Below are 21,350 nucleotides of genomic sequence, written 5' to 3'. Positions count from 1 at the left end.
GTGCCCAGGTCTGTACGAGAAGTTGGCGGCCCTGGCACACTCCTCAGCCGGGCGGCCCCTCCCATTGCCGTCGAAGGCGGGCCCGTCACGCTGATGTTCGACCTGCCGATGCCCGGCGTCTCCCTGATCGAGCTGACACCGTGATCAGCATGTCTGTACGCGGGCGCACGCTGGTGAGAGCCTTTGGCCATGACCGATCCGGCCGAGGCACTGGCCGCCCGCATCGAACGCTTCGAGCAGGCCGCTGATCCCGAGCTGATCTGGGATCCCACGGCGCTGGCCGAGGCCGAGGAGGCGATGCGCGCGTGCGCGGGCGACCGCTCCGACGCCGCCGCATGGCGCCTGATCGGCATGCTGCACCTCGCCCGCCACCGGCTCGACCAGCGCATCACGCAGGACGCCGCGGTGGCGGGCGCGTTCTTCGCCGCTGTGGCGCTGCTCGACCCGGGGCGGCTGCCCGAGCGGCTGCGCGGCTCCCGCATGCCTTCCGGCGACTCGGCCGCCGGCTGGGCCGGTCTGGTCGAGGAGATCTTCCGGCTGGTGGACCCGGGTGCGTACCCGCACGTCGGGCAGCTGATCGAAGCCCTGGTCCGGCACGCGATGGCGCGTCCGGGGGCGGAGGAGGTCGCCGAGCGGCTGGGCGAGCTGCTGCTGCAGGAGTCCGTACGCCCACCCGATCCGGCACGCTCGCCCGATCCGGAAGCCTCGCCCGATCCGGCACGCTCGCCTGATCCCGCCGGTTCGCCCGGCCCGGCGCGAGCCGGTGATCCCGCCGGTTCGCCTGGCCCTGTGCGGTCGCCCGGCACCGGCGGAGCGGACGAACCGGTCGGATCATCCGGATCCGTCGGATCGTCCGAGCCCGTCGGGCCTGAGCCCGAGCGCGGCCGCGCCGCCGAATCCGCCGGCCCGGGCGGGCGCATGCGTGCGACCGGCCCCGCGTGGGCGCCCGGCGCGCTGTCCGCGTTGGGCGGCGGCCTGGTGCGGCTGCACGAGGAGACGGGCGCGTCTGAGGCCGCCGACGACGCCGTGCACCTGCTGTTCCGGGCGGCCCTTGCCGACCCCGTCGCCCACACGGGTGAGCTGGCGGACGCGCTCAGCCGCGCCGCGCCCGGCGACGAGGAACTGGTCAGGGCCTACCTGAGGGCGGCGCAGAGCTCCCCGGGCAGCCAGGACAGGTCACAGGCGCTGCGCACGCTCGTCGACCTCACCCGTGAACGGGCCGACCGGTCGCTGGCCGACGGCGACCTGCTGGCGTTCATCAGGGTGGGGCAGTGCGCGCTGGACTTCTGGCACGAGCGATGGGCCACGTCCGGGGTGGTGGCTCCCTACGCGACCGGGCTGGCCGAGTGGTACGTGGTCACGGGGGACGAGCGGTCGCTCGAAGCCGGCATGGAGATGCTGGAGGCGATCCGCGTGACGCCCGGGGAGACGATCCAATGGCTCGGCGCCGACCCCGTCGCGAGGCTCATCCTGCTGGGCGAGCGCTGCCGGAGCCGCTACGCCGTCACCGGCGACCTCGCCGACCTGGCCGCCGCCGTCGACGCCGCACGCGAGGGGGCCGCGCTCGCGTCCACCGATCACCCCGAGCGTGCCCGCCTGCTCGCCGGCCTGGCGAACGCGCTGCTCGAACGAGCCGTCGCCACCGGCGGTGATCCGGCCGAGCCGGTCGCGGCCGCCCGCGCGGCGCTCGCCGCCCAGGGCCGGCACGACGCGGCCAGGGCCGAGGTGCTGCTGCTGCTCGGCCGGGTGCTCCAGCTGCGCCTCACCACGGAGAGCGCCGACGAGGCCGTCACCGCGCTGCGCGAGGCCCTGGCGTCCGGTGACCGGCCGGCGCTGCGGGCGGAGGCGTACAGGCTGATCTCCGAGGTGCTGCGGTGGCGCGCCACGCGGGCGGGACGGCCGCAGGACCTGGACGACGCCGTGGACTGCGCCCGCCAGGCGGCCGAACTCGCCCTCAAGATCGCCCGCGACCCGGCACCTGCCCAGCAGGCGCTGGGTGAGGCCCTGCTGGCCCGCTTCTCCGCGCGCGGCGACACCGACGACCTGAGCGAGGCCTTGATTCTGGCCACACCGATCCCCGCCCCGGCCGGCGGCGGCTCCGGGCTGCTGCCGGGGCTGGGGAACCTGCTCGACGACCTGATCGAGCAGCCGGAACCGGCGCCGGTGGACGAGCGGCTCGCGCAGGCCGCTACCGAGCTGGCCCTGCGCTCGCCGGACGAGGAGACGGCGGGCAAACTGCTGCGGCTCGCCGAACGGCGGACGCGAGCGCCCGGGGAACGGGGCGAATACCTGCTCCAGGTGGCGTCGCGGTTCGTCGAGCTGGGCCGCCCGCACCTCGCCGGTGACGTGCTGGGCCAGGCCTCCACGGCGTTCGAGGAGGCGGGGTTGCGCTCGCGGATGGCGTACGCGCTGTCCAGGCAGGGAGCGGGGGAGGAGGACGCCGGCCGGCTCGACCGGGCGCTGGAGGCGTACGAACGGTCGGCCGCGCTCCACCGCGAGCTGGGCGAGCCGGGCTCAGAGGCGCTCCAGCTCGGCAGGAAGGCCGCCGTTCACCTGCGGTCCGGTGATCCCGACGGAGCCGTCGAGGAGCACCTGCGCGCCATCGCCCTGTGCGAGGACGCCGGGCTGGCCGCCGAGGAGGCCTCCCACCAGGAGCGCGCGGCCGGCGCCCACCTGGCCGCCGGCGACCCGGCCGCAGCCGTGGCCCGCACGGCCAGGGCCCGCGAGCTGTACGCGGAGCTGGGCGAGACCGAACGTGCGGCCATGGCCCTGGTGCCCGCCGCCAGGGCGGCCGTCGACCAGGGCGACCTCACGGCGGCCGGCGAGCGCATCACCGCCTGCGCCATCGAGCTGGAGGCGGCGGGAGCGTGGGAGGAAGCCTGCAGGACGCTCGACGCGCACGCCGTCATGCTGGCCGGGCGCGGCCACCGGGCACAGGCGGCCGCCTGCGAGACCCGGCTGGTGGAGATCGTACGGCGGAGGGGACGGCGTCGCGAGCCCGCCGACGAGTGGTACCGCATCGCGCGGCGCCGCCGTGAGCGCGGTGACACGGCCGGCGCGCGGTTCGCGTTCGAACTGGCCGAGCGCGAGTACGAGGCCGTCGGCCACGACGACGGGGCCGGATCCGTCCGGTACAACCTGGGCGCGCTCGCGTACGCGGAGGGCGAGCCGCAGCGGGCACTGGAGTACTTCGGTGCCGCGGCGGAGGCCTTGGCCCGGCTGCGCGCTCCCGCCAAGGAGTCGACGGCGCTCACCATGCGGGCCGCCTGCCTGACCGTGCTCGACCGTGCCGAGGACGCATCGGCGGACCTCGACCGGGCCTTGGAGCTGGCCGCCGTCGCGGGCGATCGCGAGGCCCTCCTGACCGCCGCCCTGGGCAGGGCCGCTCTGGACGTGCGGCTCGGGGAGCTGCGGGAGGCGGGGGAACGCCTGCGCTCCGCGCTCGGGCCGGCCGCGGGCGACCCGGTCAAAGAGGCCGTCGTACGCGATCGGCTGGCGGCGCTGGCCGCGCGTACCGGTGATGTGCCCGCGCAGGTGACGGCGCTGGAGCAGGCCATGGCGGGCTACCGCGAAGGCGGCCAGGACCGGCTGGCGGCCCTCGCCTCCGCCAGGCTCGGTCTCGCGCTGGAGCGGCAGGGCGAGTTCCGCCGCGCCAGGGCCGCGCTGGAGACCGGCCTGGCCGGGCTGGAGACGGCCGGGGACGTGGTGGGGGTGCCGTTCGAGGTGATCGCGCTCATGGCGGGGGAACTGGACGTCGAGGTCCTGTCCCGGCTCGCCGCCATCCAGCTGACCCTCGGCGACGTGACCCGCGGCCGTGCCACCCTGGACCAGGCGCTCACCACTTCGCGGGCGGGCGGCGGCCGGGACGCCTGGGTGGAGCGGCTGGAGCTCTGGCTGCGGATCGAGGAGGCGGAGGCCGCAGGCGACCTGCTGACGGCCCGCACCCTCGCCGAGGAGGCGCTCACCGCCGCGGAGCGCACCCCCACTCACCCGGCCCAGGGTCCCACCGCCTTCCGGACGGCTTCCGTCGAGGGCACGGAGGAACGCTCGTACCTTCTGGCCAAGCTCTCCACCCTCTGCCGCGCCCTGGGAGAGCCGGTCGCCGCCTACGACCATGCGGCGCGCGGTCACCGGCTACGCGACGGCCACCGGATCGAGCACCTGCGGAACCTGGGGGCGGCGGCCAGGGACCTCGGACGGACGGACGAGGCGGTCCGGCACCTCGCCGAAGCCGTCAGCCTGGCCAGGTCAACCGGCTCGGCCCTCCCGGCCCAGCTGGTCCAGGCTCTTGACCTGCTCGGCCGTACGCTCACCGCCCAGGCCCGCTGGCAGGACGCCGCGAACGCCTTCGACGAGGGACTCGCCCTGGTCGCCGCCCCCGTCTGGCGCGCCCTGAGGGCCCCGCTCCTGGCCGGACGGGCCGCCGTCCACCTCAGGCTGGACGAGCTGGACGAGGCGGCGTCCCGCTACCGGCAGTCCCTCTCGATCGGCGAGGAACTGGGCGTCCGGACCGGGCTCGCGGACGCCTACGCGGACCTGGCCCTGGTCCGCACGCTGCGCGGGGAACCGGACGAGGCCAAGCCGCTCGCCGAACGGTGCCTGTCCCTCGAACGTGCTCATGGCGGGGGTCACGGCGTGGTGCTGGCCCTGATCGCCCTCGCCCGCCTGGAAGACCCGGCCCGGGCGTCGCTGCTCCTGGAGGAGGCGCTGGCCCTGGCCGAGGAGCTCGGCTACCGCCCCGGTACGGCCCTCGCGATGAGCCGCCTGGGCGCCCACGACGTCACGACCTCCTCGTACGCCCGCGCCCGCCTGCGGCTGTCCACGGCCATCGACCTGCTGGCTGAACTCGGGCACGACCTGGAGTTGGGGGTCGCCTGCCACCATCGTTCCCTGGCCGCGGAGGCGCTCGGCGACCTGCCCGCCGCTCTGGCCGACGCGGAACGCGCCTTCGAGCTCGGCCACCTGCCCGCCCGTGACCGGGCCTTCGACCTCGCCGTACGTCTTCGCCGCGGCCTGACCGCCTGGACCATCCTCGAACGTGCCAAACTCACGACGCTGGCCGCTCACCTCGACCGCCCGCCGCGCCCGCCCGAAGACAGCGGCGACGAGGCCGAGCGGCGAGGGCTCGACGCGGTGCGTACGCTCATGACGGCCGCCCGTAACACCCGAGACCCGGAGCAGGCGGCGGAGCTGATCCGGCGCGCCCGCGAGGCCAGGGCCGGCGTGGAGTCGTTGTGGCGGCGCATGGAACCCCCGGCCCCGAACCACGTGACGCTGCGGCGGGGCGCCCCGCCCGACCAGGCCCGGCTGGACGCCCTTGTCACGCCCGAGCCGGCCCTGCGCTCTCCGGCCGGCACCGGTGCCGCCTCCCGGGGTGCCGTGGGACTGCTCGGGTTCTCCGTGGGGGACGGCGCCGTCACCGTGCTCGCCCATCGCACGGGATGGGCCGAGCCTCGGGTGTTCCCCACCGCCGCGGGCCGGGATGTCCTGGGCGACTTCCTCGCCGCCGCGCGCGAGCGGCCGGGGCTGCTGGACGTCGAGGCCCGGCGGCGGCGCGCGGACCTCTGGAGGCGGCTGGCCGATCTGCTGCTGCGGGAGGCGCTCCAAGCCTTCGGCGACGACCTCGACCTCGTGCACCTCCTCCCGCACGCCGAACTGCACGGCATCCCGCTCCACGCGCTCGCCCCGGATGGCCGCACGCTGATCGAACGGTTTCCTGTCGCCTACGCCCCGTCCGCCGCCGTCCTGGCCCGCCTGGCGCGGGGAGCCCGGGTGGGCGGCGCGAGTGCGCTGGTGCTGGGCTTCCCGCAAGGGGACGGAGCGAAGGCTCCCATGGAGGCCGAGGCGGAGGAGGTCGCTGACCTGCTCGGCACCCGGCCCCGCACCGGCCCGTCCGCCACCGCGGCGCTTCTGCCCGGCACGTGGGACGTGCTGCACCTGGCGTGCCACGGGGTCTTCGGTCAGGGCGGCGACCCCTTCGGCTCCGGCGTCCGGCTCGCCGACGGCCTGCTCACGGCCAGGCGGCTGATGAGCATGAACGTCGACGCCGGCCTCGTGGTCCTCACCACCCACGAACAGACCCGAGAGGGTGCCCATGCGCAGGTGCGCGGGGGTGTACAAGCGGAGGACTACGAGGGTGTCCACGTGCCGGTCCGCGTGGATGCCCGTGCGGAGGCCCGCGGGGGTGCCCGGGTGGCCGTTCCCGGTGCGGAGGATGTGGCCGCGCTGGGGCACGCGTTCCTGCACGCGGGGGCCAGGTCGGCGCTGCTGGCGCTCTGGCCGGTGGCGCCCGAGATCACCCTGGCTCTCCTGCGCGACTTCTACGCCAGGCGGCGCGACGGCGAGGGCGAGGCGCGGGCCCTGCGCTTCGCCGTGCTGGGGTTGCGCGAGCTCTACGGCTCGGCCGAGCCCGAGCTCTGGGCGCCGTACGTGCTGGTCGGCCTGCCCGGCTGAGCATCCGTCCGCTTCGGGCCGCGCAGAGGTCGGCCAGCCCCGCCACACCAGGCCGGTGGCGCTGCGTGGTGTGGCCGCAGGCGAGGGCGGGAGCGGCTAGAGGTAGGGGCGGGCCGCGCTCACCAGCTCGGCAGCGGCGTCGCGGGTGTCGATGGAGAGGGCGGTGTCGGGCGTGCGCTCCCGGACGTCCTGGTCGCGGATCGCGAACACGGCGGGGGCGACGCCCACGTCGCCGTAGCGCCCGGTCACGGCCTCGCCGATCGCCTGGCGCATGTCGCAGACCACGCTGCGCGCGGTGTGGCCGGGGCCAGAGGCGGCGAGATGGCCCAGCATCCCGGCGAAGCGCAGCTCCGTCTCGGCCGCGGGACGCTGCCCCGGCAGCACGGGCCGGTCGAGCCAGAACACCTTGCCCGCCAGGAACGCCGCGTAGCCCGCGCCGTCGCGGCCGAGCACGCGTGCCGTGTCGGCGAGCAATTCCCCGAACTCGGCCAGCTCCGCCCCCGGCGGCAGGTCCGTGGTGACGAACAGGGGCACGATCAGCGCGTCGAGCATGGCAGTTTCCCTCCGTGAGGAGGCTCATCGTAGGACGCCCTACCGACAATCGCGGATCGCGCCACTCCGCCTGCCCGGCGGGTCTGCCAGGAGAGAGCGGTAAGGTCACGTAAGTGGCAGAGGCTCTCCTGATCACCGGCACCGTGGGCGTGGGGAAGACGTCGGTGGCGGACGCCGCCGGCGACGTTCTGTCCGACGCCGGCGTGCCCAACGCGGTCATCGACGTCGATCCCCAGTCACTTGACTGGCACCTCGAAAGGGCCGGGGAATTGGCATCGATCCTGGACGCGGCCCAGGTGGAGGACTACACCGTGGACGCCGGCGCGGGCTCTCCCGCGCAGGTCGCCGCCCTGGTCGTCAAGGGGTGGGGCGTCTAGCGCTCGGTCCACTCGTCTTCGAGCGCCGAGTGCACGATGGAGTCGCGCCAGCCGTGCGGCGTGTGCAGGTGGTGGCGGATGCGGCCCTCCTCGACCATGCCCGCCGTCAGCATCGCGAGCTGCGCCGGCAGGTTGTCTGGGGAGCGGGCACCCCAGACGCGGTGCAGCCCGAGCTGCTTGAAGCCGAACTTCAGCAGCAGGCGCACGAGGTCGGTGCCGATGCCCCGGCCCCACTGGCCGGGATGGAGGCCGAAGCCGATCTCCGCGCTGTGCGGGTGGTCGGCCTCGATGCGCAGCCGGGCCACCCCGATCACGTCGCGGCGCTCGGCGTCGATCACGGCCAGCACGTAGAGGCGGCGCGGCTCGGCGCAGGCGGCCTCCATGGCCTGCCGGACCAGCGCGGTCACCTCGTGCAGGTCGCGTGGAGTGAAGGGCAGGTGCTGGGTCGCGGCGGGGTCGCCGTAGACGGCGTGCAGGGCGGCGACGTCGGCCTCCGTGACGTCACGGAGGCCCAACCGCTCACCCTCGCACAGGACACGCCGCATGCGCAGACGGTAACGGAAGTCCTGTGATCTTCACAAGTACATGTCAAGTGGCGAGTTGACTTCCGTAAGCTCGCGCGACAAGTTCCGCGATGGCGCTGTGGGAGCCGAGCGGCTCCGCGTGCCCGGCGTTGATCGCGGCGGCCGCCTGCTCGACGATGCCCTGCGGGGCCTCGTGCCCGATGATGCAGGGTGCGAGGGCGAGGCGCTCCGCGCCGGCCTCGCGCAGTTGCCGGGCCGCGAGGACGACGCCGGGCTCGCTGTCCATCGAGGCGGCGAGGACGGGCAGCGTGAGCCTGGAGGCCAGGAGCACCGCGGTGGCCTGCACGGCCTGCACGGCCCGCTGGCCGCCCGCCGTGCCGAGGATGACGGCGTCGGTGGGGCTGGCGACGTTCAGCAGGCGTACGCGGTCGGCCCTGGCCAGGCCGCGCTCGGCGAGGCGGATGTGCAGCGCCTCGGCCAGCAGCGGGTGCGGCCCGAGCGCCTCGGTCACGGCGGCTCCCGAGCCGCTGGCCGCGACGGCCTTGCCGATCTCCGCCATGACGACGGGGTCTTCCCAGGTGAGCAGCGGCACGACGACGGCGTCACGGCCGGAGGGCAGCGAGTCGGCAAGGTCGGTGACGCTCTTCAGCCGCACCTCGATCTGCGGGTGGTCGACGCGTACGACCGCCGCGATCTCCTCGGCCACTCCGGTGGTGTCGCCTGGGGTGGCGAGCACGAGCAGAGGGGCGTCCGGCGGCAAGGACGTGGGCACGGGACGGCGATGGCGACCGCCTCCCGGCCGGGGGGAACGTTCACGTACAGGCAGGCTCACAGGCGCGCAGTTTATGCGTATTCAAGGCCGCCTGTTCCGGGAATCGATGGCGATTCCGTCACAACCTGCCATACCTGGCCACGAGATGGACCGCTCCGCTCGCTGAGAGTGATCGAGATGGGTTTGTGATGGCCGGAAAGATTGACTTGCCGGTACGAAACGGAAACTCTTGAGCCACTAGAAACGCGTTCTAGAGCGACAGTCCCAGGTCCGTCCCCCCGGAGGATGGGAATGAAGCCGTTCTATGTCCGCGAACTGAGCGTTTATCCCGTCGGCCGCCGCAGGATCTTCCTGCTCGCGATAGCAGTGCTGGCCAGCCTCGTGGTCAATTTCGAGACCACGATCGCCACCATCCTCCCCCTCCTCATGGACGACCTGGGCATGTCGCTCACCGTCTACGGCCAGATCGCCGCGCTGTCGGTGCTGGTGGGCGGCATCTCGGCCGGTTTCGGCGGCATCCTGTCCGACCGGTGGGGCCGCGTCAAGATCCTCGTGCCGACCCTGACCGTCACGGCCGCCTGCAACTTCCTGCTCGCCACCGTCGACACCGTGGCCGGGCTGTTCTGGATCCGGTGCCTCATGCTGTTCATCGAGGGCGCCGGCATCACGATCACCGCATCGCTGGTGCGGGACTTCTCGCCGCGGATGGGGCGGGCGCAGGCGTTCGCGTTCTGGACGTGGGGGCCGGTCGGGGCCTCGTTCCTGGCCGCGCTCATCGCGGGCTTCACGCTGCCGCTGTTCGGCAACGCGTGGCAGTCGCAGGCGATCATCATGGGCGTCGTGTCGCTGACGATGTGCGCGATCATCGCCTGGAAGATCGCCGAGCCGTCGGCCGCGCTGCGGGCGCAGGTGCTGGAGGACGAGCAGGCCGTGCGGGTGGGGGAGATCGTCGCTCACGGCAAGGTCAGGGAGCTGTTCAGACATCCGCACCTGTGGGCGCACGTGCTCGGCAACACCGGCTGGCAGGTGCTCTACTGGACGTTCGCCATCTTCGGGCAGACGATCCTGACGGGCGCGTTCGGCATGGACGCGGCCGTGGCCAACCGGGTCGTGGCGCTGAGCATCGTGGTCAACGCCCTGGCCGTGGTGGTCGTCGGCCGCGTGTCCGACCGGCTGCGGCTGCGCAAGCCGTTCATCGCCGTGGGGACGGTGCTGACGACCGGTGCGATGGCGTACTTCATCGCCCTGATCGGTCCCGGGGTCCCCACCGCGCACGTGACCATCGTGTACGCGCTGATCCTGTTGTTCATGGGCATCGCGTACGTGCCGTGGATGGCCAACTTCTCCGAGAACGCCGAGGACGTCGAGTCCCGGCTGCAGGGCTCGGCGCTGGGCATCTGGGGCATGGTCGTCCGCGTCATGATCGTGGTCCTGCTGGTCGTCTCCCCGATCGTCGTCGAGGCCGGCGGCTGGCAGACGTGGCTGACCGTGGCGCTCGCCGGCCAGGTCGTGTTCCTGGTCTCCATGGCGGCCTTCAAGGGCCGCTGGCGGACGGCCGCCCCCGAGATCGCGGCCTAGCGTGCGTGCGGGCACGACGACCGCCTGGGCCTCCGTTCGCGCGGGCGGCGTTGGCAGCCGCCGCCCGCGGCTTGCGCGGCATTCCTGCGGATCTCAGGCGAACGGACCCACCTGGCCCGGCAGCGAGGGCCTGGCGGGGACGTCGGGGTCGGTGGCGAGGTCGAGGTCGCGCGTCTCGGGGGCGATGGCCAGGCCCACGGCCGTGACCGCCAGGGCGGCGACCACGTAGACCGACACCGCCAGCGTGGTCTGGAACGTGTGGAAGAGCTGGAGAGCGATGACCGGGGCCAGCGAGCCGCCGACGATGCCGGCCACCTGGTAGCCCATGGACGCGCCGCTGTAGCGCAGGCGCGTGCTGAACAACTCGGCGATGAACGCGGCCTGCGGGCCGTACATCGCGGCGTGGGTGACCAGCGCCACGATGGCGGCCAGCGCGATCAGCGGGAAGGATCTGGTGTCGAGCAGCGGGAAGAACACGAACACCCACACCGCGGCGGCCACCACGCCCGCCAGGTAGACGGGCCGCCGGCCGTACCGGTCGGACAGCGCGCCGGCCACGGGGATCAGGGCGAGCTGCAGCGCCGACGCGATCAGCACCGCGTTCAGCGCGTACGAGCGCGGCAGGTCCAGCTCCCCGGTGATGTAGACGATGATGTACGCCGTGAAGGTGTAGAAGGCGACGTCGACCCCGATCCGCGCGGTGAAGGCCGACAGCAGGGCGCGCGGGTGTGTGCGCAGCACCTCGAGCAGCGGCATCTTCGCCTTGGCGCCGTGCTGCTCGACCTCGGCGAACAACGGAGACTCCGAGATCCTGAGCCGCACCCACAGCCCCACGAAGACCAGCGCGCCGGACAGCAGGAACGGCACCCGCCAGCCCCACGACAGGAACGCCGCGTCGGACATCGTGAAGGACATGACCGTGAGCAGCCCCGTCGCCAGCACGTAGCCCGCGGGCACGCCCACCTGCGGCCAGCTGGCGTTGAAGCCGCGCCGCCGGCCGTCGCCGTGCTCGAGCGACATGATGACCGCGCCGCCCCACTCGCCGCCGAGCCCCAGGCCCTGCACGAACCGGAGCAGCGCCAGCAGGACCGGCGCGATCACGCCGATGCTCGCGTAACCGGGCAGCACGCCGATGAGGAACGTCGAGACGCCCATCACCAGCAGCGTGACCACGAGGACGGTCTTGCGGCCCGCGCGGTCGCCGAAGTGGCCGAACACGATGCCGCCCAGCGGGCGGGCCACGAACGCCACGGCGTTGGTCGTCAGCGAGGCCAGGGTGGCGTTGAACGGGTCGAGGTCGGGGAAGAACAGCTGGGGGAAGACGAGGGTCGCCGCTGTGGTGTAGAGGAAGAAGTCGTACCACTCCAGCGACGTGCCGATCAGGCTGGCGAGGATCACCCGCCGGGTCTGTTGCGTGGAGCCTGACATCGAATGCTCCTAGAGTTGATGGGGGATAGGTTCAACGTAAGGATCGTTGAACAATTCGACAAGAGGTTTGCTCCATGATTCCCTGGCAATCGTGGATAACGTGGTTGCCGATCTCTCCCAGGACCGGCCCCGCCTGGGACGCAGCAGCACGGCGGAACGGGTGGCCGACATCCTGCGCGACCGCATCAGCGAAGGCTTCTTCCCTCCAGGTCAGCGGCTGTCGGAGGAGTCCATCTCCGAGGCGCTCGGCGTCTCGCGCAACACGCTGCGCGAGGCGTTCCGGCTGCTCGGCCACGAGCGGCTGCTCGACCACCGGCTCAACCGCGGCGTGTTCGTCCGCCTGCCGTCCGCCGCCGACGTCTCCGACCTCTACCGCGTGCGCCGCGTGCTCGAGGGCGCCGCGGTGCGGCGTGCCCCCGACGAGACGGAGCTCGCGACGATCGGCGAGGCCGTCCGTGACGCCGAGCGGGCCGCCGCGAAGGACGACTGGCAGGCTGTCGGCACCGCCAACATCCGCTTCCACCAGGCCCTCGTCTCGCTCATCGGCAGCCCGAGGATCGACGAGGCCATGCGCCAGCTGCTGGCCGAGCTGCGCCTCGTCTTCCACGTGATGGAGAACCCGCGGGCCTTCCACGAGCCGTTCGTCGACCGCAACCGCACGCTGCTCGAGCTCATCGCATCGGGCGGGCCCGATGAGGCCGCCGCCTACCTCGACGACTACCTCGACCACGCCGAGCGGCTGCTCATCCACGCCTTCGAACCGAGCCGCTAGCGTGGGCGCATGGACCGGATCTTCACCCTCGACGAGGCCCGTGCGCTGATCCCCGCCGTGATCGAGGACGCCCGCGTCGTGATCTCCGCCCGCGCCGACCTGGCCGAGATCGACTTCGACCGGCGCACGAAAGGGCGCTCAGAGCTCGGCGGCCTGCCCGAGATGAAGGGGCTGCAGGCCCGCGTCGAGGAGATCCTGAGCGGTTGGAGCGAGCAGGGGATCGAGGTCAAGGGCGTCGCGCCCGTGCTCGTCGACTTCCCCTCGGAGCTCGACGGCGTGTCCGTACGGCTCTGCTGGATCGAGGGCGAACGCGAGCTCGCCTGGTATCACCGCACCGAGCTGGGCTTCGCCGGCCGCCGCCCGCTCTGATCGGCGATCCGCGCACAGGGCCTGCCGCACCCGGGCGATACCGGCCACGGCGGGCATACGCTGCTGGGGTGGAGGTTCACTCGACCAAGGCGATGGCCGCGCGAGCCGTCGACCTGTGCGTGGAGCTGCTGCACGAGCAGCCGTCGATCGAGTCGGTGTCGCGGGTCCTGCGCGACCACGGGGAGACCGGAGACCTCGATCTCAGCACGAACGACCTGACGGCGATGCGGGAGGCGGCGGCGCGGCTGCGCGAGGTGCTGGCCGCGCGGACCGCCGGCGAGGCGGCGGCCCTGCTCAACCGGCTGCTCGCCGGCGGAGCCCAGACGCCCAGGCTCACCAGCCACGGGGGTTCGACGACCTGGCACCTGCACGTCGACAGCGGTGACGACGCGCCGTGGGGGGAGTGGTTCCTGGCGTCCTCGGCGATGGCGCTGGCGGTGCTGCTCGCCGACCACCAGAGGGTTCCCGGCGGGCTGTGCGCCGCACGGAGTTGCGGGCGGCCGTACCTCGACCTCGGGGGCGGCAGCCCGCGACGCTACTGCAGCGCCCGCTGCGCCACCCGCGAACGCGTCGCCGCCCACCGCTCCCGCTCCGGCACCCGCGCCCCCGGCTGAATCCCCGTCCCCATCCCCGTCCCCGGCGCTCGCCCGGTCACCGCCGGGGGATGAGCACCACCACGGCCACCGCCTGCAGCGCCGCTCCGGCCAGCAGGGCCGCGCCCGGCGAGTACGACGCCAGCGGGCCCGCCATCGCGGAACCGAGCGCGTACGAGGTGATCTTCAGGCTGGCGGCCGTGGTGAACACCTGGCTCCGCAGCCGGTCGGGCGCCTCGCGGTGGCGTACGGAGAACAGCGCGGTGAGCTGCGGCCCCTCACCCGCTCCCGCGACGGCGGCGGCGATCACGGCGATCCAGAACGACTCCGCCGCGGCCGCCAGCACCATCCCTGCCCCGAGCACCGCCGTCCCCCAGACCAGCACCCCGTCCCACCACCGCACCGAATCACGGGCGGTCCGCGCTTCGTTTTCCGCGCATGCCGGGTCGTGGGCGGTTCGTGCTTCGTTTCCCGCGCGGGCCGGAGCCCGGGTGGCCAGGAGCGCGTTCATCGCCAGCCCGCACGCTGCGGTGACGGTCAGCAGCAGTGCGCCGTGGCCGCTCTCTCCGGTGAGCCTGAGACCCAGCACGGGTGCCGCCACGACCAGCATGGCCAGACCGGCGCACGAGACCATGGATCCGGCCGTCGCCCTGCGCAGTGACGGATTCCTGGTGATGGCGGCGAACCCGGCGACCAACTCCGCCCGTACGGACCGCCCATCCCTCGGGGATGCCCGGCCGGCGGAGCTCCCCGTGGAAGATGTGTCCAGACGTGGGGGCAGGGTCCAGGCGACGGGCAGGGCGGCGAGCAGGAGCGCGGCGCAGGCCGGCACCGCGATGGTGCCGCCGCCCACGGCCGCGAGCACGCCCACCGCGGCGGGACCGGCGAGTCCGGCCACGTTGTAGGTCATGGCGTCGAGCGCGGTGACACGGCCCAGCCGTTCTGGCCCGGCCACCAGCGGCAACTGCGCGGTCCAGCCGCCGGCGAGCGCGGGACCCAGCAGGCCGGTCGCGACGGCCACCCCGATGAGCGCCGCCTCCGGTACCCGGCCCAGCCCCGAGAGGACCAGCAGGAGCCCGGCCGCGTACCCCGACAGGCAGCAGGCGAGCAGCCTGCCGGGCCGCCGCGCCCGGTCGAGCAGCACTCCGAGCAGCGGCCCTCCCACGGCGGCCGAGACGGTGAGCCCGGCCAGCAACCACGACGCCAGCAGGGGAGATCCGGTGACGGCGAGTCCGGTGACGAGCAGCGCGGGCCCGGACATCTCATCTCCGGTGCGGGCGGCGACGGCCGCGCCCATGTAACGGGATAACATAAGGGAGACGTTACATGGGATGATGCTCGTCGAGAGCGCGAGGTTGCCGGGGAGGCGCCGGAAACGTTCCAGAGTGCTGGAGACCGCTTCGCGCTCGAGGACGGCCCGGCCTGTACGGACTGCGTGCCGCGCAGGCCGGGCGCAGCATCGGGAGCCACCCCGTGTCGCCGCGTGATCGAATGTGTGTTTGAACGATGACGTACACTCGTCCTTATGACAGCCGCGTTCCAAGCCTCTCTGCTCGGGCTCGACGAGGAGCTAGCGGTCGGGCCGCTCGGCGACACGGTGCGCAGGACCCACCTCGCCCACGGCGCCTGGATCGACCTCAGGCCCGGCTGGCTGGCGGGAGCCGACGAGCTCTACGAACGGCTGGCCGAGACGGTTCCGTGGCACGCGGAGCGGCGCCACATGTACGACCGGGTCGTCGACGTGCCCCGGCTGCTGAAGTTCTACGACGAGCACGAGACCCTGCCCGACCCGGCGCTCGACGAGGCCAGGCGGGCGCTCAACGCTCACTACGGGGAGGAGCTGGGCGAGCCGTTCCGTACGGCCGGGCTCTGCTTCTACCGCGACGGCCGTGACAGCGTGGCCTGGCACGGCGACACCATCGGCAGGGGCGGCACCGAGGACACCATGGTGGCGATCCTCTCGGTCGGCGACCCCCGCTCGCTGCTGCTGCGGCCGCGCGGCGGCGGTTCCTCGATCCGCCACGACCTCGGCCACGGCGATCTGATCGTGATGGGCGGGAGTTGCCAGCGCACCTGGGAGCACGCGATCCCGAAGACCAGCCGCCCGGCGGGGCCGCGCATCAGCATCCAGTTCCGCCCGCGCGGCGTGCGCTGACCCGTCTCGACGTCTGCGAACCAGTCCAGAGGATCACTGCTGCCCCTCGCCGAGGAACTCGCCGATCAGCGGGTTGACCCGACCAGGGGCCTGGCGGCTGGACCAGTGGCCGACGCCTTCGAGCAGCACGTACCGGCCGCCGGGGATGAGCGCGGCGGCGGCTTCGGTACGCGTGGCGTTCACCCCCGCGTCCTTGTCTCCCTGGATGAGCAGGGCAGGGCAGGCGATCTCGCCGAGGCGCGGCCTGAGATCGACGCGCATCCGCAGGGGCCCGATGGAGGCGTTCTGCCAGTCGGACGAACCCGCTCCCGCGACCCGCACCTCCGCCATGATCTCGTCCACGACGTCGTCGAAGTCGTCGACGGGCCCGGCGAAGAGCGCCCGCCTGGCGAAGCCGGCGATGCTCTTCCGGCTCCTGAACATGGCGCCCGGCAACGTCTTGCTCAGCAGCGGCAGCTTGGCGACGAGCCAGAGCGCCTGGTGCACGACGGGCGGGAACGACAGGATCCCGGCCGGGGCGAGCGCCACGATCCGGTCGACGCGGGAGGGGTGCTCGATGGCGTACGCGAGGGTGAGCGCGCCGCCCTGGGAGAGGCCGACCAGGGCCGCCGAGGGCAGCTCGAAATGGTCGAGCACGTGGGTGATGGCGGCCAGCAGGCGCTCGTGGGTGGCCGGCCCGTCCCAGGGGCGGCTCCTGCCCTGCTTCGGCCAGTCGAGGGCGAGAACGCGGTGCCGGGCGCTCAGGGCCGGGATGAGGTGCCGCCAGCTGAGCAGCGCGTTGTCGATGCCCGCCCCGCTCAGCAGCAGCACGGGGGAGCCCCGATCGCCGGCGCTGTAGACGTGCAGCCGGCCCTCCGGACAGGTGAGATAGGTGCTGCGCAACCCGGACGGCTCCACGGGCGTCCCCGCCGTCACTCCGCACCCTTGCCCGCGGCGCCTGCCCTGGATGCACCCGTTCCGGTCGCGTCCGGGCCGGATGTGTGCTTTCCGCCGGGGCTCTCGGCGGCGGCGCGGTACGCCTCCCACCGGTCCCACAGGGCCGGCAGTTCCTGCTCCAGGAACTGGTAGAGCTGGTGGACGCCGACGAGCCGCTCGCGCCGCTCGGGAGCGCTGCGGGCCAGCACCCGCAGGCCGTCCTCGGTGAGTTCCCTGAACGCGGCCGTCTTGGCGTAACGCCCGGCGACCATGCGGCTCCACCCGTCGGCGGCGATGCGGAAATACTCCTGCCGCTCGCCCCTGCGGCGGACCCCCTCGACGAGCCCGCTGGGGGTGAGCAGGCGGGTCGCGCTGCTGATGGAGCTGCGGCTGACCCGGAGCACGTCCGCCAGCTCCGCCGCGCTCTGCTCCTCCGGGTCGCTGATGAGCAGCCATCCGATCACCCGGCCGGCGATCAGTGGCAGGCCCTCCCGTGCGAAGAACACCGCGACGTCGTCGACGAACTCGAGCTCGGCTTCCGAAGGGCTACTCATATTCGGATATTACTGTCATTGCAGTTATGACTGCAATGACAGTAATGACTGCAATGACGGGAACGCGGCTCAGGCGGACACGCGCGACCCGCCCCACGACAGGAGAGCCTCGGCGGTGCTGAACCGGCGGCTGGAGACGGACTCGTCGAGCAGCACGCCGACCAGCCGCCGCCCCTCCGACTCGCCCGCGAAGGCGAGGCAGTAGCCCGCCGCCCGGGTGAACCCGGTCTTCAACCCGATCGCGCCCGGCGTCCCGAGCAGCCTGTTGGTGTTGCGCCAGTTGTAGGAGCGGTGCTCGTCGGTGGCGGCGAGCGTGTGCCGCCGCGTACCGGCGACCTCCTCGATCAGTGGCACCTGGAGCGCCTTGACCGCCAGCAGGGCCTGGTCCTCGGCCGTGGAGTAGCCGTCGCCGCGCGGGGTGGGCAGGCCGTCGGCGTTGACGTACTCGGTGTCGGACATGCCCAGCTCGCGGGCGGTCGCGTTCATCTTGGCGACGAAGCCTTTGACGCCGGGGCCGTACGTGCGGGCCAGCGCGTGGGCGGCGTCGGCGCCGGAGGGGAGCATGAGGGCGTACATCAGCTCGCCGACGGTGAGCCGGTCGCCGGGGCGCAGGCCGGCGGTGGTGCCGCCGCCGGCCTCCGCGTACGCGACGTCGTCGGCCTTGATCCGGACGACGTCGGTGGGTTTGGCCGACTTCAATACGACATATGCGGTCATGGTTTTGGTCAGGCTGGCGACCGGCATGCGCTCGCCGGCGTCCTTGCTGAAAAGCACGTCGCCGGACTCGGCGTCGATCAGATGGGCCGCCCGGCCGTACACCGCCGGGGTGTCTCTTTCCGCGGTCGCCATGACGGGCGCGACGGCCGGCGCCTGGGCGGCGGCAGGCGCGGCTACCCCGGTGACCAGGGCGGCGGCGCCTGCCAAGGCGACAAGTGGGGCTTTCCTGATACGCATGACGACAGGGTGCCGCGCCCTTTGGGGTGCTGTTGACGAAAACAACAAAAATTCATGACTGACCGTCAGAAACCCCGAAATTTCCGGGCCTTTCGTGAGGTAAATCTTTTGCCGAATACGCTCACCGGTCGTGCCAGAAGGTGCCGGTCACGCGTTCGCCGTGTGCCAGCTCCGCGAACAGATCCTCCCAGAGCGGCATCACCTGCTCCGGCGCGTAGGCCCGTGCCGTCTCGGCCGCGGCCCGCCCCATGCGCACCCGCAGATCCCGGTCGGAGATGACCCGCATCAGGGCGTCGGCCAGCGCGTTCACGTCCCGCGGCGGCACGAGCAGGCCGTCCACCCCGTCGATCAGCACGTCCGCTGGGCCGGTCGGGCAGTCGAACGCGACCACGGGCAGCGCGTGCGCCATGGCCTCGATCATCACCATGGGAAGGCCCTCGAACCGGGAGCTCAGCGCGTACACGGAGGCGTTCGTCAGCTCCCGGTCCAGCCGGTCGGTACGCCCTGCCAGCCTCACGTGGTCGCCCAGGTCCAGGCGCTGCACGAGGCCGTCGAGCTCCGCCTTCCTGGCGCCCGTGCCGAAGACGCGCAGCCGCCATTCCGGGTGGTGCGCCACGACCCGCGCGAAGGCCTCGACGAGCAGATCGAAACCCTTCTGCGCGGTCAGCCGCCCGGCCGCGACCACCACGGGGTTCACCTGCTGGGACGGCTCCGGCTCCGACCGGTGGGCCGCGTTCGGGATCTGCACGATCGGGGCCCCTGGGAGCAGGCGCTCGTACGCATGCCGGTTCGTGCGGGTCAGAACGGTGATCGCGTCGAGGCGGCCGTAGTGACGGGCGATCTGCCTGCGGATGGTGTCGGGATAGGCCGTCAGGTTCATGTGCTCCTGCGCGACCGTGAGGACACCCCTGGGCGCGCGGCGGGCCGCGATCAGGTTGAGCGCGGGCCGCGTGGTCACGAGGACGCCGTCGCGGAGCGCGGCCACGTAGTCCATCGCGGCGCGCTCCACCCGTTCGGTGAAGTACGCGCTCGCGAACTCCCCGCGTGGCACGACCTTCCCCCGCACCCGGCGCCACGCCCTGCGCCCGAGCGAGTCGGGACGCCGGCCGCCGCGCTGGTCCACGAGCGTCACGATCGGGATGCGCGGGTCCAGCCTGACGTGGGGCCTCTCGCGGCGCCGCACGAGGCTGACCAGCTCGACGTCGTGGCCCGCGGCGGCCATCGCGTTCGCCTGGTTGACGACCGTCCGGATGGTGCCGCCGGCGCCGTAGGCGTGCAGCATGAAGTAGCGGATCTTCATGGCGCGTGCTCCCGGGTCCGGGTGCGGACCCGTGCCTCCGGGGCGGGCGGCACGCGGAAGGGGGGACCGGACCTGGCCAGCGTCGTGCTCGGTGTTCGCTGCCGGTTCATGCCGGTGCAGGGTAACGACCGTACCTGGCAGTTCCCTGGCAACGGCGGCACGCAGGACGGGCGTGCGTGCCCGCGCATGATGATCAAGACTCGCTAGGGTGGCCAGGAGCGGTGCCCGGCGAGGTCGAGAGGGATGAGCATGGACGAGGGACGACCGGCGGACGACGTGATCCTGGGCATGATCGCCGATCGCCTCAGCACGGCCATGGGCAGGCCGTGGCAGGTACAGGAAGGCATGGCCAAGGGGCCGGGCACGCTCGCCGTCGTGCTGGGCGACGACCACTCCGGCGACCCCGGCCACCTCGACCTCGACTTCGTGCTCAACGTCGACCACCCCGAGGACACCACGATCAGCGACTGCGTGGCCGGGTACGGCGGCACCACCGAGGAGGCCCTCGACCGGGCCGTCCAGGTGTGGCTCGGCACGACCGGCAGCGCCCTGATCGAGCTCCTCGTCCAGGACGGCTCGCACGCCGCCCACTTCGGCCCCGACGACCCCGACGGCTTCTCCGGCTGGCACGCCATCCACGGCGGCATCACCGGCTGGGGCACCGGCGACGACCATGAGGCCGTCCAGCGGTGGGCCGTCCAGCACGTGGTCCTGCCGCACCTGGCTCCCGCGCTGAAGGGCACGTTCGAGCGCGAACGCCTGATCGGCGTCAAGGCGTTCTTCGGCGGGGGCGAGGGCGCCGAGACGGCCGAGATCCGCGTCAACGGCGCCTACCACGAGGCGGGCTCGCGGGCTCTGGCCGAGCTGGACTGGCCACGGCCCGAGCAGGGCATCTCGTACGCCCGCACCTTCGTCCTGCTGGTGCACGACGAAGCCGCCTGACCTTTCAGCCGCCAACGTTCGCATGGCCCCCATGACCGGCTCCCGCGCGCTCGCCACCCTCCGCCTGTTAGCGTTACCGCCAGGGGGGTGAGCTGCCGTGAGATCCAGGAATGGCAGGCCGGCGGTGCTCATGGACGTGGCGGTGCTGGCCGGTGTCTCGGCCATGACCGTCTCGCGCGTGCTCAACGATCCCGACCGGGTGCGCGCCGAGACCCGGGCCCGGGTGCTGGCCGCGGTCAGGGAGCTCGACTACCGGCCCAACCAGGCGGCCCGCCAGCTGGTCACCGGCCGCTCCGGCGTGCTCGGCGTGGTCAGCATCGACACCACCCTCTACGGCCCCGCCACCACCCTCTACTACATCGAGCAGGCCGCGAGAAACGCCGGCTACAACGTCAGCATCGCCAGCCTCAGCTCGCTCAACCGCAGGTCGATGGAGGAGGGCGTGCAGCGGCTGCGCGCCCAGGCGGTCGACGGCGTGATCATCGTCGCGCCGCACGAGTCGGCCACCGAAGGGCTGCGCCACCTGCCGCCCGAGATGCCGGCGGTGGCGGTCGACGCCGGCGACGACCTCCCCGTGCCCGTGGCCAGGGTCGACCAGCGGGCCGGAGCCGTGCGCGTGACCAGGCACCTGCTCAGCCTCGGCCACCACACGGTGTGGCACGTGGCGGGGCCGGCCGACTGGCTCGACGCCGAGGGCCGCATCGAGGGCTGGCGCGGCGTGCTGGAGGAGGCGGGCCGGCCGGTGCCCGGCGTGCTGCGCGGCGACTGGAGCTCGCGCTCCGGCTACCGGCTCGGCCGCGGCCTGGCGCAGGAGCCCGAGCTCACCGCCGTGTTCGTGGCCAACGACCAGATGGCGCTCGGCGTGCTGAGGGCGCTGCGCGAGGCCGGGCGGCGCGTGCCCGAGGACGTCAGCGTGGCCGGCTTCGACGACATCCCCGAGTCCGCCTACTACTGGCCGCCGCTGACCACCGTGCGGCAGGACTTCGGCGAGGTCGGCAGGCTCGCCTTCCACATGCTGCTCGACCGGATGGCGGGCGCCGACCCCGACGGGCGGCGCCTGGTCGAGCCGGAGCTCGTCGTCAGGGAGAGCACCGGCGCCGCCCCGGGGTGAG

Annotated in this window: 18 protein-coding genes; 9 read left to right on the top strand and 9 right to left on the bottom strand. The window is 73.1% G+C overall.

Going from position 1 to position 21,350, the window contains the following annotated elements:
• Positions 1 to 189: 189 nt before the first annotated feature.
• Positions 190 to 6,453 (top strand): CHAT domain-containing protein, encoded by a 6,264-nt coding sequence (locus tag ABGB01_RS35950; protein ID WP_347778041.1) that lies wholly within the window; start codon positions 190 to 192, stop codon positions 6,451 to 6,453.
• A gap of 96 nt (positions 6,454 to 6,549) precedes the next feature.
• On the opposite strand, the gene ABGB01_RS35945 is transcribed toward ABGB01_RS35950, so the two are convergent.
• Positions 6,550 to 7,005: a hypothetical protein gene (locus tag ABGB01_RS35945; protein WP_347778040.1), complete on the bottom strand. Its 456-nt coding sequence runs from the start codon at positions 7,003 to 7,005 to the stop codon at positions 6,550 to 6,552.
• Positions 7,006 to 7,118: 113 nt separating this feature from the next.
• Between ABGB01_RS35945 and ABGB01_RS35940 the strand changes: the two genes are divergently transcribed.
• Positions 7,119 to 7,382, top strand: coding sequence for a hypothetical protein (locus tag ABGB01_RS35940; protein ID WP_347778039.1), 264 nt, complete (start codon positions 7,119 to 7,121; stop codon positions 7,380 to 7,382).
• Here the strand turns inward: ABGB01_RS35940 and ABGB01_RS35935 are convergent.
• Positions 7,379 to 7,927, bottom strand: coding sequence for a GNAT family protein (locus tag ABGB01_RS35935; RefSeq protein WP_347778038.1), 549 nt, complete (start codon positions 7,925 to 7,927; stop codon positions 7,379 to 7,381). The two genes, ABGB01_RS35940 and ABGB01_RS35935, sit on opposite strands and share 4 nt — an antisense overlap.
• A 43-nt stretch (positions 7,928 to 7,970) precedes the next feature.
• Complete coding sequence (locus ABGB01_RS35930; RefSeq protein WP_347778037.1) at positions 7,971 to 8,678, bottom strand: hypothetical protein; 708 nt, start codon at positions 8,676 to 8,678, stop codon at positions 7,971 to 7,973.
• 291 nt (positions 8,679 to 8,969) lie between these two features.
• Here ABGB01_RS35930 and ABGB01_RS35925 point away from each other — a divergent pair, with 291 nt between their 5' ends.
• Positions 8,970 to 10,256: an MFS transporter gene (locus ABGB01_RS35925; RefSeq protein WP_347778036.1), complete on the top strand. Its 1,287-nt coding sequence runs from the start codon at positions 8,970 to 8,972 to the stop codon at positions 10,254 to 10,256.
• 93 nt (positions 10,257 to 10,349) lie between these two features.
• Here the strand turns inward: ABGB01_RS35925 and ABGB01_RS35920 are convergent, their stop codons facing one another.
• A complete protein-coding gene (locus ABGB01_RS35920) occupies positions 10,350 to 11,684 on the bottom strand; it encodes an MFS transporter (protein ID WP_347778035.1) in 1,335 nt (444 codons plus the stop codon).
• A 100-nt stretch (positions 11,685 to 11,784) separates the two neighbouring features.
• Between ABGB01_RS35920 and ABGB01_RS35915 the strand changes: the two genes are divergently transcribed.
• The 3 genes from ABGB01_RS35915 (at position 11,785) to ABGB01_RS35905 (ending at position 13,439) form a co-directional block, all read left to right on the top strand.
• Positions 11,785 to 12,456 (top strand): GntR family transcriptional regulator, encoded by a 672-nt coding sequence (locus ABGB01_RS35915; RefSeq protein ID WP_347778034.1) that lies wholly within the window; start codon positions 11,785 to 11,787, stop codon positions 12,454 to 12,456.
• 9 nt (positions 12,457 to 12,465) lie between these two features.
• Positions 12,466 to 12,825, top strand: a complete 360-nt coding sequence (locus tag ABGB01_RS35910; protein WP_347778033.1) for a DUF2203 domain-containing protein — start codon at positions 12,466 to 12,468, stop codon at positions 12,823 to 12,825.
• 68 nt (positions 12,826 to 12,893) lie between these two features.
• Positions 12,894 to 13,439, top strand: a complete 546-nt coding sequence (locus tag ABGB01_RS35905) for a CGNR zinc finger domain-containing protein (protein ID WP_347778032.1) — start codon at positions 12,894 to 12,896, stop codon at positions 13,437 to 13,439.
• A gap of 37 nt (positions 13,440 to 13,476) precedes the next feature.
• On the opposite strand, the gene ABGB01_RS35900 is transcribed toward ABGB01_RS35905, so the two are convergent.
• Positions 13,477 to 14,730, bottom strand: a complete 1,254-nt coding sequence (locus ABGB01_RS35900; protein ID WP_347778031.1) for an MFS transporter — start codon at positions 14,728 to 14,730, stop codon at positions 13,477 to 13,479.
• 213 nt (positions 14,731 to 14,943) lie between these two features.
• Here ABGB01_RS35900 and ABGB01_RS35895 point away from each other — a divergent pair, with 213 nt between their 5' ends.
• Positions 14,944 to 15,573 (top strand): alpha-ketoglutarate-dependent dioxygenase AlkB, encoded by a 630-nt coding sequence (locus ABGB01_RS35895; RefSeq protein ID WP_347778030.1) that lies wholly within the window; start codon positions 14,944 to 14,946, stop codon positions 15,571 to 15,573.
• A gap of 33 nt (positions 15,574 to 15,606) precedes the next feature.
• On the opposite strand, the gene ABGB01_RS35890 is transcribed toward ABGB01_RS35895, so the two are convergent.
• From ABGB01_RS35890 to ABGB01_RS35875, 4 genes are all read right to left on the bottom strand, one after another.
• Complete coding sequence (locus tag ABGB01_RS35890; RefSeq protein WP_347778029.1) at positions 15,607 to 16,488, bottom strand: alpha/beta hydrolase; 882 nt, start codon at positions 16,486 to 16,488, stop codon at positions 15,607 to 15,609.
• Positions 16,485 to 17,042 carry a MarR family transcriptional regulator gene (locus ABGB01_RS35885; protein ID WP_347778028.1) on the bottom strand — a complete coding sequence of 186 codons (558 nt, stop codon included), beginning with the start codon at positions 17,040 to 17,042 and terminating at the stop codon, positions 16,485 to 16,487. The genes ABGB01_RS35890 and ABGB01_RS35885 overlap by 4 nt, the downstream gene beginning before the upstream one ends.
• A gap of 69 nt (positions 17,043 to 17,111) precedes the next feature.
• A complete protein-coding gene (locus tag ABGB01_RS35880) occupies positions 17,112 to 17,996 on the bottom strand; it encodes a D-alanyl-D-alanine carboxypeptidase family protein (protein WP_347778027.1) in 885 nt (294 codons plus the stop codon).
• A gap of 121 nt (positions 17,997 to 18,117) precedes the next feature.
• The gene (locus ABGB01_RS35875; protein WP_347778026.1) at positions 18,118 to 19,296 is read right to left on the bottom strand and encodes a glycosyltransferase family 4 protein; all 1,179 of its coding nucleotides are present in this window, start codon (positions 19,294 to 19,296) and stop codon (positions 18,118 to 18,120) included.
• Between the two features lie 249 nt (positions 19,297 to 19,545).
• On the opposite strand from ABGB01_RS35875, the gene ABGB01_RS35870 reads away from it, so the two are divergent.
• Both ABGB01_RS35870 and ABGB01_RS35865 read left to right on the top strand, forming a co-directional pair.
• Positions 19,546 to 20,238, top strand: a complete 693-nt coding sequence (locus ABGB01_RS35870) for a DUF6348 family protein (protein ID WP_347778025.1) — start codon at positions 19,546 to 19,548, stop codon at positions 20,236 to 20,238.
• A 130-nt stretch (positions 20,239 to 20,368) separates the two neighbouring features.
• Complete coding sequence (locus tag ABGB01_RS35865) at positions 20,369 to 21,349, top strand: LacI family DNA-binding transcriptional regulator (RefSeq protein WP_347778124.1); 981 nt, start codon at positions 20,369 to 20,371, stop codon at positions 21,347 to 21,349.
• Position 21,350 lies beyond the last annotated feature (1 nt).

Source organism: Nonomuraea sp. B5E05 (genome assembly GCF_039880665.1).
In the GTDB taxonomy this organism is placed as follows: Bacteria; Actinomycetota; Actinomycetes; order Streptosporangiales; family Streptosporangiaceae; genus Nonomuraea.
Note: the sequence above shows the minus strand (reverse complement) of the source record. Positions and strands in the feature narration are given on the sequence as shown.